The 12,608-nt window shown below is 62.5% G+C and carries 9 protein-coding genes; all 9 read right to left on the reverse strand.

All coding sequences use genetic code 11. From position 1 onward, the window contains the following. Positions 1 to 4: 4 nt before the first annotated feature. Positions 5 to 586, reverse strand: coding sequence for a GNAT family N-acetyltransferase (locus DW899_RS07910; protein ID WP_117800593.1), 582 nt, complete (start codon positions 584 to 586; stop codon positions 5 to 7). Between the two features lie 87 nt (positions 587 to 673). Then, positions 674 to 1,699 carry a low specificity L-threonine aldolase gene (locus DW899_RS07915; RefSeq protein ID WP_117800583.1) on the reverse strand — a complete coding sequence of 342 codons (1,026 nt, stop codon included), beginning with the start codon at positions 1,697 to 1,699 and terminating at the stop codon, positions 674 to 676. A 45-nt stretch (positions 1,700 to 1,744) separates the two neighbouring features. Next, positions 1,745 to 2,608, reverse strand: coding sequence for a phosphatase PAP2 family protein (locus DW899_RS07920; RefSeq protein ID WP_117800584.1), 864 nt, complete (start codon positions 2,606 to 2,608; stop codon positions 1,745 to 1,747). A gap of 218 nt (positions 2,609 to 2,826) precedes the next feature. After that, the gene (gene mfd, locus DW899_RS07925; RefSeq protein WP_117800585.1) at positions 2,827 to 6,459 is read right to left on the reverse strand and encodes a transcription-repair coupling factor; all 3,633 of its coding nucleotides are present in this window, start codon (positions 6,457 to 6,459) and stop codon (positions 2,827 to 2,829) included. A gap of 157 nt (positions 6,460 to 6,616) precedes the next feature. After that, positions 6,617 to 7,282 carry an endonuclease III gene (nth, locus tag DW899_RS07930; protein ID WP_117800586.1) on the reverse strand — a complete coding sequence of 222 codons (666 nt, stop codon included), beginning with the start codon at positions 7,280 to 7,282 and terminating at the stop codon, positions 6,617 to 6,619. Between the two features lie 63 nt (positions 7,283 to 7,345). Continuing rightward, entirely contained in the window at positions 7,346 to 9,148 is a 1,803-nt protein-coding gene (locus DW899_RS07935) for an ABC transporter ATP-binding protein (RefSeq protein ID WP_117800587.1), read from the reverse strand. 126 nt (positions 9,149 to 9,274) lie between these two features. Further along, on the reverse strand, positions 9,275 to 10,630 hold the full coding sequence (locus DW899_RS07940; protein ID WP_117800588.1) for a DNA recombination protein RmuC: 1,356 nt from the start codon (positions 10,628 to 10,630) through the stop codon (positions 9,275 to 9,277). A 124-nt stretch (positions 10,631 to 10,754) separates the two neighbouring features. Continuing rightward, positions 10,755 to 11,189, reverse strand: a complete 435-nt coding sequence (locus tag DW899_RS07945; RefSeq protein WP_117800589.1) for a hypothetical protein — start codon at positions 11,187 to 11,189, stop codon at positions 10,755 to 10,757. A gap of 678 nt (positions 11,190 to 11,867) precedes the next feature. Next, positions 11,868 to 12,497 (reverse strand): hypothetical protein, encoded by a 630-nt coding sequence (locus tag DW899_RS07950; protein WP_147349742.1) that lies wholly within the window; start codon positions 12,495 to 12,497, stop codon positions 11,868 to 11,870. Between the last annotated feature and the right edge of the window lie 111 nt (positions 12,498 to 12,608).

Raw genomic sequence — 12,608 nt, forward strand, 5'->3', positions numbered from 1 at the left:
GTCCCTAAATGGTAGGTTTAGGAAGGTCGGGGAACCAGGTTGGCTTGGGTTGGTTGGGCGTGCGCTCGGCTAGGATCAGCTCCATCCAGCACATGTCGTACCAGCGACCGAACTTTTGGGCGCAGCGGTCGAAGGCTCCCACCAGGCGATATCCCATATGGGCATGGAAATCCTGGCTGTTGTGCGTCAGGTACTCGTCGTCCTTGTCGTGCGGCACGGCGATGAGCGCGCACATGTTGGTGATGCCCATCGCGACCAGGCACTGCTTGAGCGCGTCGTGCAACCTGCGACCCAGTCCGCCGTGGCGCACGTCGCGCGCCAGGTAGATCGATGTCTCGACCGACCAGTCGTACGCCTCGCGGCTGTTGAGCGGACTCACATAGGCATAGCCTACCGGGCGCCCGTCCAGCTCCATCACCAGATACGGATAGCGCTCGAGCGTACGCTCGATGCGCCCGGCGAACTCCTCAACGCTCGGCACCTCGTATTCGCAGGTAATCGCCGTCTGGCGCACATACGGCTCATAGATGGCAAGCAGCGCTGGCGCATCATCGGGCGTCGCCAGGCGAATCGTCGGCTCGGACATCTCGGTCACACAACCCCTCTCCCTCAAAAGCAAAGGCCGCCCTGCGCCAAACCCAGGCGCAGGGCGGCCCCTCGTCATTACGTCAAGCTACAGGACAGCCGCCAACGCGTCGATGTCCTCCTGCGTCGTGGCCCAGCTGGTGCAAAAGCGCACCACCGTATGGGTCTCGTCGTACTTTTCCCAGTACTCGATCGAAGCATGCTCACGAATGCGGGCCATGTCCTCGTTGGGCAGAATCACGAACTGCTGGTTCGTAGGCGTCTCCAAGAAGAACTGGTAGCCGCGCTCGTGCAGCACGCGACGCAGCGCCTGGGCCGTCTGAATCGCCTGTCGACCAATCTCAAAATACAGGCCATCGGTAAAGAGCGCCTCAAACTGCACGCCCGTCAGGCGGCCCTTGGCCAGCAGCGCGCCGTGCTGCTTAATGCGCGGAATGGGATGCGCCGGAGCGTGCATGCCGCAGAACACCACAGCCTCGCCGCAAAGCGCGCCGCACTTGGTGCCGCCGATGTAGAACACGTCGCACAGCTGCGCCAGCTCGGGCAGGGTAATGTCGCACTCATCGGCCGCCAGTGCATAGGCCAGACGAGCACCGTCCACAAACAGCGGAATCTCGCGCTTCTGGCACACCGCGTGAATCGCCGCGAGCTCGGCCTTGGAGTACAGCGTGCCGTACTCGGTCGATAGACTCACGTACACGGCGCCCGGGAACACCGTGTGCTCGTAGCTCTCGTTTTCGTAGAACACCTGGATATAGTTCTCGAGATCCCCGGCGTGCATCTTGCCCTCGTAGCCGGGGATGGTGAGCACCTTGTGGCCGCCAAACTCGATGGCGCCCGCCTCGTGGCAAGCGACATGGCCGGTCTCGGCGGCAACGACGCCCTCGTAGGGCGCGAGCAGCATGTCAATCACCGTCGCGTTGGCCTGCGTGCCGCCCACCAGCAAGAACACGTCGGCATCGGGGGCCTGACAGGCCTCGCGAATCAGCTGCTTGGCACGCTCGGTGTGCGCATCGGTACCGTAGCCGGGCTGCGGCTCCATGTTGGTATCGACGAGCGCCTGCAGCACTGCCGGATGAGCACCGTGGGAATAGTCGTTGTTGAACGCGAGCATGGCAATCCTCTCTAGCCGGGCATGGGCCCGATGATTTAAACGCCGCTATTGTACGCCGCCCGGATAGGCAATGCGCGCGGCAAGGCACTCAAGTGCCAGCACCAGGGCAAAGCCGCAGCTCACGTCAGTCAAAAAGTGCGCACCGATCACAATGCGGCCAAAGGCGACGAGCGCCGCAACCGCAGCCGCCGTCCAAAAGACCACGCGACGGCGCGACGGCTTTTCCTTAAAGGCCGCCGCGGGAAGCCCGGCGAGCATAAGGCCGATCGCCGCGTGCGCCGTATGTCCGCTCGCAAACGACTTGAAGCCGTCCTTGATCACGCCGGACGCAATATAGCTCCACTTGTCGGGGTTGCCAATCACCCACCACGGCTGAAAATTGAGCCCCGGCGTGACCTCGATCACGCGCATGCGCGGGCGCGACCACAGCGGCTTGACAACCACGTTGAGGATGATGGCCTGAGCGACCCACACGGCAAGCACCATCAGCGCCCAGCGCGCGAGCTCGTCGGAGTCGGTGTCGCGCGTGAGGCGATAGACGACAAGGTTGGCAGCGATGACCAGCACAAACGTCAGCACCAACTGGACAGCGATGAGTTTGCCGCCAACCTTCAGGGACGAGACGATCTCGTAGCCGGCCAGGCCAACGTTGACGAGGATGCCGAGCACGGCGAGCCATTTGCTCCCCCTGGAGTCGGGACGCACCGCGCGCACGAGCATAACGCCCGCGACGCTCGCCGTCAGCTCAAACGGCAGCTCGCCGGCGGCCTCGATAAAGCGGCCGTACATGCTGCCGATGTTGAACAGCGCGCTCGAGATCTGATAATCGAAGAAACTGCCCACGCCCAGACAAAGGCACAGGACAACCGCGATAATGGCGACATCTTTCTTATAGATATATCCGAACATGCTTTCCTTTCGATGGGGCTGGAATCAACCTGCAACGTGGCGGGACAAAGAGCCACTGATGTCTTTGTCCCATATATTCCCTTACTGGTTGAGCATAAGTGAGCGAAAACGTCCCATTTGTGGCAAGGTGACCCGAAGGAGGAGGGAAGCGTACTTGCGTACGCGACCGACGAGTGAGGGCCAGATTGCCCAAATGGGGTGTTTGCAGCGTCGACCCATTAGTCGTCATCGCTGACGCCCAGCTGCTGCAGCAGCATGAGCGCGGCTGCCACGGGACCGGTGCCGTCGTTGGCGTCGAGGCCACGGCCCAGACCGCTGCCCGCACCGGCGCCCGCCTTGTAGGGCACCGACAGTTTGCGGCTCTTGGGGAAGTTCACCGCGCCATAGCGGGTCTTTAGTTCAAAGGCCACCTTCTTGGGCACGTCGACGCCCAAAAACGTGATACGCCCACCGCTGAGCGTGACGCTCTCGAGCCCCAGGCGCTCGCCGCGAATACGGATGCGCGCGCGGTTGAACAGGTTGAGTCCCGCCAACGGCAACTCGCCATGCGCGGCCTCGGTCTCTTCCTGCACCTCATCGATGCTTTCCAGGTCCTCGGCCGCCGCGAGCTTACGGTACACAAGCACGCGCTGGTCCACCGCCGGCAGGTACTCCTCGGACAAAAAGTAATCGGCCGGCAGGTTAATGCCCACGCTCGCCGCCTCCACGCCGGCATCGTCGTCGCCGCGCGCCTCGGCCACGGCCTGGCCCAGCATCTGCGTAAACAGGTCAAAGCCCACGCTCGACAGGTTGCCGTGCTGCTCGGCGCCCATAAGCGAGCCGGCGCCGCGAATCTCCAGGTCACGCATGGCGATGCGCATGCCGCTGCCCAGGTCCTGGAACTCGGAAAGTGCGGTCAGGCGCGCCGTGGCCTCCTCGGTGAGCGGCAGCTCGCCCGGGAACATAAAGTATGCGTAGGCCTGCGTGGCCGAGCGGCCCACACGGCCCTTGAGCTGGTAGAGCTGTGCTAGACCCAGGCGCTGCGAGTCCTCGATGATGAGCGTGTTAGCGCACGCGTTGTCGATACCGCTCTCAACGATGGTCGTAGCAATGAGCACGTCGATCTTTTTGGTCGCGAACTCGATCATCACGTCCTCGACCTCGCGCGGGCTCATCTTGCCGTGCGCCACGCCCACGCGCGCCTCGGGCGCGGCCTCGTGCACGCGCGCCACGGCGTCGTCAATGGTCTTGACGCGGTTGGACACGTAGTACACTTGGCCGCCGCGACCCACCTCCAGGCGAATCGCCGCGCTCACCACGTCGGGGTCGTACTCCCCCACGTGCACAATCACGGGACGGCGCCCGGTCGGCGGCGTGGTGATCAGGCTCATGTCGCGCACGCCGCTCGTGGCCATCTGCATGGTACGCGGGATGGGCGTGGCCGAAAGCGTGAGCACGTCGATCTGCTCGCGCAGGTTCTTGAGCTGCTCCTTGTGCTGCACACCAAAGCGCTGTTCCTCGTCGATGATCACCAGGCCCAGGTTCTTGGGGTTCACATCGGCCGAAAGCAGGCGGTGTGTGCCAATGAGCACATCGATCGTGCCCTCGGCAAACGCCTTGAGTGCACGCTTCTGCTGCGCCGGCGTACGGAAGCGGCTGAGCACCTCGACCTCAAGGCCAAACGGGGCAAAGCGTTCAAAGAACGTCTCGTAGTGCTGCTGGGCCAGGATGGTCGTGGGGCAGAGCACCATGACCTGGCGGCCGGAGTCCACGCACTTAAAGGCCGCGCGCAGGGCAACCTCGGTCTTGCCAAAGCCCACATCGCCGCACAGCAGGCGGTCCATGGGCTTGGGCGCCTCCATGTCGGCCTTGATGTCGGCGATAGCCTCCAGCTGGTCGCGCGTCTCGTCGTAGGGGAAGCTCTCCTCCATCGCGATCTGCTCGGGCGTATCGGGCGGACAGGCGATACCGGTAATCGACGAGCGGCGCGTATACAGGTCGACCAGATCAAACGCCAGCTTTTTGGCGTTCTTGCGTGCCTTGTTGGTGGCACGCGTCCAGTCGGCGGTATTGAGCCTGGTCAGGCGCGGCTTGTCGCCGTCGGGGCCAACATAGCGCGTGATGCGGTCGACCTGCTCGAGCGGCACGTAGAGCTTGTCGCCGTCGGCATATTCCAGCAAAAAGTAGTCGCGTTCCTTGCCGCCCACTTCCTGGCGCGCGATCTCGCTAAAGAGCGCGATGCCGTGGGTGGCGTGCACCACGTAATCGCCCGGCTTAAACGGGAAGGTGATCTGCGTAATGTCAACCTTGCGGCGGCTGCGCGCGCGGTTGGCATCCATGCGGGCGTTGAGGTCGGCGATCGAGAACACTGCCAAATTGGCGTCGGGTACCACCACGCCCTGCGGCAGAGCGGCATCGACAAAGGTCACGCGCCCGCGCGAGATGGTGGGCACGGCGGCACCGGCGGCAGCCTGGGCGGCACCCGCCTCGAGCGAGCGGGCGTTGAGTGCATCGGCCTTGCGCTCGCGAATTGCAGCATGGGCATCCTGGCGGGCAGCACGGTCGGCAGAATCCGCCGCCGCCACGCGCACGCGCTCACCAATGACACCGGCATTTTCGGGCGCGGCCGTCAGCGACTCCTCAAAGGTAATACCCTCATCGCCAAAGGTAAGCTCCATCGACTCGCGCGCGCCGCGGTCGGGAATGGCAAACACGCAGGCATAGCGCTTGCCCACGACCTCCTGAATACGCGTCATAAAGCGATTGTCCGAGCCCGCAATGGCCGGCTGCTCAATCTTGAGCTCTGCCGTCACCGCACCGCCGGCACGAATCAGGCTCACGTAGTTCAGGCGCTGCTGAGCACCAAAATCGAGCTGCTGGGCACGTACATACAGGCCATCCAGTCGGTCAATCCCCGCCTCGCCGGCACGCGCCTCGATATCCTCGTAGGCACGCAGACAATCGTCGAACAGCGAGCGCGGCTCGGACAGCACCACGAGCGCCTTGCCGCTCACGTGCGCCAGCGGGCTCACGGTCTGGCCGTACATCACCGGCAAAAAGCGATCGAGCTCGGGCGTGACGATGCGCGCATCCACCATCTCGAGCAGCGCCGCCAGTTTGCTGTCGTCCTGGCTGGCACGATAGAGCGCCACATGCATGTTGTGGACGGCCTCGTCGGTGAGCGCCAGCTCGCGGCACGGGAAGATCTCGATGCTGTCCTCGTTGCCGATGGTTTGACCCGTAGAGCTCACCATGCGGCGGATACGGTCGATCTCGTCGCCAAAAAACTCGATGCGCACGGGCGCCTTTTCCTGTGCGGGAAACACCTCGACGGTGTCACCGTGCACGCGGAACAGGCCGGGTGCATCGGCGGCGCCGGCATTGGTGTAGCCCATGCCCACCAGGCGCTGCGGCACCTCATCGAAGGGAATCTCCTCGCCCACCGCAAAGGTAGTGGACTCCCAGTAGCGGCTCTCGACCGGCGGCACGCAACGCAGTAGCGCGCGGGCCGAGGCGACCATGATGCAGTTATCGCCGCGCACGATGCGCCCTAAAGCCTCGCAGCGTTGGGCCACCTCGGCGTCGTCGGGCGCCTGCTCACGCCATGGATAGTCTTTGCGCTCGGGAAAGCGGCACACATGCGCCAGACCCACATAGGCGGCCAGGCTGCGCGCGGCGCGATCGGCCGCGTCCTCGCCGCTCACGATGTAGACCGTGGGACGCGGACGGCGCGCAAACTGAGCTGCCGCCATGAGCGTGCGGCCCGACTGCGACACGGCCAGCGTCACGTCCTCGCCGGCATCGAGTCCGGCCTCGACGGTCTGCAGCGCCTCGGCAGTGTAGAGCTGCGCGGCTATACGGTGAATGAGCATGCTGTTCCTCCGGCATCGCAACGCCAAAAGCCCGCCGGGGCAAGCTCGGCGGGTCGTACGTCAAATACATTGTCTGTCATGGTAGCGCATGGAGAGGACTCCGGCTCAAGGGCAAACCCAGCCCCGCAAAAAACGCCAGACGAAGATGCGTTCCGCCCTACCCCGCCACGCGCACGCTGGGGCACAAATCTGCCAGCGGGCACTCGTCACACTTGGGTTTGCGGGCGTCGCAGATCTCGCGACCAAAGGTGATCCACTGATGGTTGACCGACTCCCAATACTCGTGCGGCAAAATCTTGAGCAGATCCTGCTCGGTCTTGAGCGGTTCCTTGGCATGCGTCTTGGGACTCAGCATCAGGCGGTGCGCAATGCGGTTGACGTGCGTGTCCACCGCAATACCCTCCACGATGCCATACCCCACGTTGAGCACGATGTTCGCCGTCTTGCGTCCCACGCCCGGCAGCTTCACGAGTTCCTTCATGTCGGCCGGCACCTCGCCGTCATAGTCGGCGACGATCATCTGCGCGGCCTCGACGGCATGCTTGGCTTTGCTCTTGTAGAAGCCGAGCGACTTGATGGTGTCCGCCACGTCAGCTACGCTCGCCCCGGCCATGGCCTCGGGCGTGGGCCACTGGGCAAACAGCCGCGGCGTCACTTTGTTGACCTGCGCATCGGTCGTTTGCGCCGAAAGCAGCACCGCGATCAGCAGGCGGAAGGGATTCTCGTGGTCCAAAAAGCACTCGACCGGGCCATAGCGACGGTTGAGGCGCTCACACACCTCGATGGCGCGCTCGCGCTTGGCGGCATTGGTCTCGCGTGGCATAACGACTCCTCGGCTCAACGGCACAATAAACTTATGGGCACAATTGTCCCACGTCCGAGACGTTTACGCCTCCAAGAATGCGCCGGTCTGACGGCTCCACAGGCTCGCGTACTCGCCGCCCGCCTCGACGAGCTGCGCGTGCGTGCCGTCCTCGACGATCTCGCCATCCGCCAGCACCACAATGCGGTCGAGTGCCGCCACGGTGGACAGGCGGTGCGCCACCACAATGGAGGTGCGCCCGCGCATCAGGTTCTCGAGCGCCTCCTGCACCAGCGCCTCGGACTCGCTGTCAAGGGCAGAGGTCGCCTCGTCGAGCACTAGAATCGGCGCGTCGGTGAGAATCGCGCGGGCGATAGCCACGCGCTGACGCTGGCCGCCCGAAAGCTTGACACCGCGCTCACCCACCATGGTGTCAAAGCCACGGGGCAATCGGTCGATAAACTCCAGGGCATTGGCCAGGCGCGCGGCCTCGCGAATCTGCTCATCAGTGGCGTTGGGACGACCGTAGGCAATGTTTTCGCGAATGGAGCGGTGGAACAGCAGCGCCTCCTGCGGCACGTAGGCAACCTGGCGGCGCAGGCTTTGCTGCGTGCAGCGCGAGACATCCTGACCGTCCACGAGCACGCGGCCGCCCTGAACATCGTTCAGGCGCAGCAGCAGCTTGGTAAGCGTCGTCTTACCCGAGCCCGATTTGCCCACCAGGCCCACGCGCTGGCCCGCCGCCACATGAAGTGTCAGGTCATCGAACACGTTCTCGCCCGCCGCAGCGTCACGGTACGCAAAGCTCAGGTGCTCAAAATCAATCGCGCCCTCGGTCACTTTGAGCTCAGAGGCGTCCGGGTCGTCTGCCACCAAACGCGGCTCGTCCAGCACGCGCGTCATCTCGGCCGCATCGCCCAAAGCGCGGTTGATGCGCTGCATCATGGAACTCACGTAGTTCAGGCGCATGGTGAGGTTATAGGTGTAGGTAAAGATCATGACGAGCGAGCCGGCCGAGATGCCAAACCACGCATTGCCGCCCGCCACGAACACACTCACCACGGCCATGGTGATGACGATAAGGCCCGAGGTCGTAAAGTTTCGCTGCATCATGGCGCGCATCGAGACCGTCTCGGCGTCGCGCGCGGCGCGGTCGGCGGTATCGAACAGATCACGTTCAAAGTCCTCGCGCCCGCAAGTCTTGACGGCCAAGATGTTCGTGACCGCGTCGGAGAGCACGCCCGAGAGCTTGTTCTGCGCGGCGGACGTCGCGGCCGAAAGCGGCATGATGCGCTTGTACATAAGCCAGACAAACGCAATGTAGACGACCATGATGCACACCAGGATCACGGTAAACGTCGGCACCACCGGGGCGAGCGCCGCCACCGTGCAGACAACCGAGGTGATGGTGGGAATGAGCGAATACACCGTCACGTCCACCAGCCCCGTATAGCCGCTCATAAAACGGCTCGTCTGGCTCACAAGCGATCCGCCAAAGCGGCTGGTATGGAATGTCATGGATTGGTTGGAGAGCGTGTCGAAGCACAGACGCGCCAGGTGATAGTTGCCCGCAATCTCGAGCTTGTAGACGGTGTAGTCCTGCAGCTTGGAGAGGATCTGACCCACCAGGTTAACGAGCACGAGCGCCAGGATATAGGGGCCGAAGACCTCAAACACCTGGTCACCCGCCACGGGACCGGCTTGAATGCGGTCGACAATGAGGGCCATCACATAGGTATTGGCAAACGTCAGCAAAAAGATGTAGCCCGCCGACGAGAGCACCGAGAGAAAGACAATCAGCGGCTGCGTGCGCGTGACACCCCAAAACCGCTGCAACGTGCGGCGCACGGTGGAGCGGCTGAGCGGGCTGGTGCTTCTCTGAGACATGGGCTTCCTTTCGCATCTGATAGGGCGAAACGCCATTGTTGCACATTGAAGCGCACTTCAGGCAAGCGCGATGCGAAAAGCGGTGGGGCACCCGCGTTTACGCCGGCGCCCCACCGTCCGTTGCGACTAGTCCTCGTCTTTTTGGTCTGCGAGTAAGCCTGCGGACTCCAAGCCCAAAATCTCGTCGGCCTCCCGCGCGTCTTCCAGCGCGTCGATGTCCTTGAGCTTGCGCTCCATGACGTTGGTGCGCGTGGTGATGATGCCCTCGACCGTTTTGCCCGCGGTCTCGATCTGCTGCTGGGCGCGGCGCAGCGCCGCCTGATAACGCGGCAGCTCGGCCTTGACGGCGGAGAGCACGCGCAGTACGTCGTCGGTACGTTTTTGCAGCCTAAACGTCTGGTAGCTCATCTGCAGGCTGTTGAGAATGGCGGCCATGGTGCTGGGGCCGGCAACGTTGACGTGATAGTCGCGGCCCAGGGTCTCGATAAGCCCGGGGCGACTGACGACCTCGGCATACAGGCCCTCAAACGGCACGAACATAATGCCAAAGTTGGTGGTCGCGGGTACGCTCAGGTACTTTTCGCAGATGTCCTTTGCCTCGCGCTTCACCATCATATCGAGCGCCTTGCGCGCAGCGGCAACGGCCTCCGCGTCGCCCGACTCTTGCGCGTCGAGCAGGTGCTCGTACGCGTCGCCCGGAAACTTGGAGTCAATCGGCAACAGCACGGGGTCGCCCTCGTCCACCGGCAGCTTGACGGCAAACTCAACGCGTTCCGAGGCGCCGGGCTTGGTGGCGACGTTTTCCAGATACTGGTCGGGCGTGAGGATGTCCGCCAGGATCGCGCCCAGCTGCACCTCGCCCAAAATGCCACGCGCTTTGACGTTGCCCAGCACGCGCTTAAGGTCGCCCACGCCGGTGGCGATAGACTGCATGTCGCCCAGGCCCTTGTACACGGCCTCGAGCTGGTCGCTCACCTGCTTAAACGATGCCGACAGGCGATCGTTGAGCGTACGGGAGAGTTTCTCGTCCACCGTCGCACGCATCTGATCGAGCTGCACGTTGTTGTCTTTGCGGATGGCGCCCAGCTGGGCATCGACCGTCTCGCGCACCTTGTCCAGGCGATGCTCGATGCCTTCGCGGTTGGCGCCAAGCTGTTGGGCCGTCTCGCGGCGCAGGTCATCCATACGGTCGCCGGCCTGCGAGAACTCGCGCGCAATGGTCAGGTAGCGCTGCTGCTCTACGGCGGCGTCGGTCGTCTGCTGCTGCGCGATGGCATTTGCCGTGCGGCGGGTTTCGGCCAACGCGACGTTCAGGGTGTCGAGCGTGCTGTTGGCCTGCTCGAGCGCTGCCAGCGTTTCCGCGCTACTGTCGCCACGCTCCCGCAACTCGGCACGCAGGCTCTTGAGCTGGAGGGCGCAAGCCACAGCAACCCCCACCGCCACCAAGGCAATCACAACAAGCACAATATCAATAGCAGACATAAACTCCGCCCAACAAACCCAATCGAGCACCAATCAAAAACCGCGATTAATCTTACCCTGTCAAACGCAGCTCATGTCCAATCGAGCGCAGACAAGTTACCTTTGCGCTATGGGTGCCGGTCTGCTAGCTCTCCCAGCTGGCGCGGATAGTTGCTGCGACATCCCCCAAGCGCTGGCCGAGAGCTGCCAAGTGCTGAAGTACCTCGTTGGGCGATGCGCCGTTGAGGATGCACGTGAGGGCATATGACGCCAGAAAGATGGCCGCAAGCCCCAACGGGATGAGCACGATCATCGCCAACGTACGCAGGCGCTGGGCCCAGCGACGGCGACGCGCACGATGCTTGTCGAACGCGAGCTCCTGCGCATATGAATCTTGCTGTACGGAATAGGCCTCTGGCGCCGATTCACACCCGGGCACAGCTGCAGGTACAGCAGCGGGCACGACATTTTGCGCAAAGGGCTGGGCTGCCGCCCCTTGCATTTGCATCTCCATGAGTCGTTGCTGTTGACGCAGCATGCGCTCAGCTTGTCGCTGCGGAGTCTCAAGAAACAGATCCATGCTGGCCTCCAAAATCGGAGCATTCGACGCTTACGACCAGCATCCCGCACCGCCATGACCGCGACAACGCAATCGCCGGCAATAGCCACAAAGTTTCTTTTGCTCAAAAGCTGTCGAAAAGCTCAACAACTCCCCTACCAGCACTTTCTCTGAGCTTTTTTCGCCAGCAATCTTTTGGCCTTCCGCCCTTACGCCAACTGACCAAAATCTAACCAAAAGCTTGACGAAAACTGTGAAGACAAGGACCTCGGGCAGAATGCTCAACCCCAAAAGGAGTGTCTGGACAGTTAGTTCAGATTTGTATAATTCAGGCCCTCTCAATCAACACGAAAGTCATTCGATGAGCGCCCATGATCCCCCGCAATGGGCGTCCGAAGCATTATTCAGGCACTCCAAGCCATCTAAAAGCATCCAACAGGCCTTCAGGAGTACAAATAGCGGCCCATAAGCCGTCCGAAATATACAAATCTGAACTAACTGTCCACACCCACACAAATGTGCCGCCCCAAAAGGGGCGGCACACAAACTTAATTATCAGCTTTTCCACAACGAGCACGCGGCGACCCGAAGCCGGAGCGCAGGGCGGGGAAATACCTTTGCCTCGCGCGACTCTGCGAAGCCGTGAGCGAGAGGAAAAGGTATTTCCCCGCCCCGCGCTCAGCAGTCGGTGAAAGCAGATTACATGCCCGCAAGACCTCGGGCTGCGGTGGCACACATAAACGCCAGGACTAGGATCACGAGTGAGCCCGCGATGTCGACCAGCACGCCCATTACGCGACGCTCAAACAGCCAGCTCTCAAAGTGCGGAGCGACATTGCGCCAAACGCGCCACAGCAAGATGCCCATACCGATCACGCCCGGAATATTGAGCAGTAGGATCTCGGAGCACAGAAGTCCAATCAGGTTGCCGGCGGCAAAACCAGCGTCGCCCTCGCAGTATTTGCGATAGACCATGTATAGCATGTACGCCACAAACGGCTGCAGGCACGCAGAGATAAACGTGACCACCATCGAGGGGTCCTGCGAAAAGACATCGGTGAGCTTATCCACGCTCGTGGCGTCCTTCGAGGCCAGAAACAAACCGATGACCACCACGGGCACCACACCCAAGATGACCTCGACCATCGTGAACAGCTTGGCAGTCAAGTCCTCACTCGCCGAATTCAAATGAGGCGCCCACTCAGGATGAGCATGCGCACCGGCTTTCTTCTTATCGGCACGCTCTGCCTTGCCGCCCTCAACAACCCGACGCTCAGGATCCTTACGAGTCCCAGCAGCAGCCACCCGAGCCCGAGATTTCTTACCCATAACCAACACCTCACAAGAGGAAACGAATAGCCAACGCTACCCAGTGTACCCCCTAAGCAACGTCACCGCCCCAACTGGCCCCATACAAAAACGTGCCGCCCCAAAAGGGGC

Origin of the sequence: Collinsella sp. AM41-2BH (assembly GCF_003468085.1) — a bacterium.
Lineage (GTDB): Bacteria > Actinomycetota > Coriobacteriia > Coriobacteriales > Coriobacteriaceae > Collinsella.

Coding starts and splice junctions, on each gene's coding strand:
- DW899_RS07920 (WP_117800584.1), bottom strand. CDS start 2,608: ATGTTCGGATATATCTATAAGAAAGATGTCGCCATTATCGCGGTTGTC.
- DW899_RS07910 (WP_117800593.1), bottom strand. CDS start 586: ATGTCCGAGCCGACGATTCGCCTGGCGACGCCCGATGATGCGCCAGCG.
- DW899_RS07935 (WP_117800587.1), bottom strand. CDS start 9,148: ATGTCTCAGAGAAGCACCAGCCCGCTCAGCCGCTCCACCGTGCGCCGC.
- nth (WP_117800586.1), bottom strand. CDS start 7,282: ATGCCACGCGAGACCAATGCCGCCAAGCGCGAGCGCGCCATCGAGGTG.
- DW899_RS07940 (WP_117800588.1), bottom strand. CDS start 10,630: ATGTCTGCTATTGATATTGTGCTTGTTGTGATTGCCTTGGTGGCGGTG.
- DW899_RS07950 (WP_147349742.1), bottom strand. CDS start 12,497: ATGGGTAAGAAATCTCGGGCTCGGGTGGCTGCTGCTGGGACTCGTAAG.
- DW899_RS07945 (WP_117800589.1), bottom strand. CDS start 11,189: ATGGATCTGTTTCTTGAGACTCCGCAGCGACAAGCTGAGCGCATGCTG.
- DW899_RS07915 (WP_117800583.1), bottom strand. CDS start 1,699: ATGCTCGCGTTCAACAACGACTATTCCCACGGTGCTCATCCGGCAGTG.
- mfd (WP_117800585.1), bottom strand. CDS start 6,459: ATGCTCATTCACCGTATAGCCGCGCAGCTCTACACTGCCGAGGCGCTG.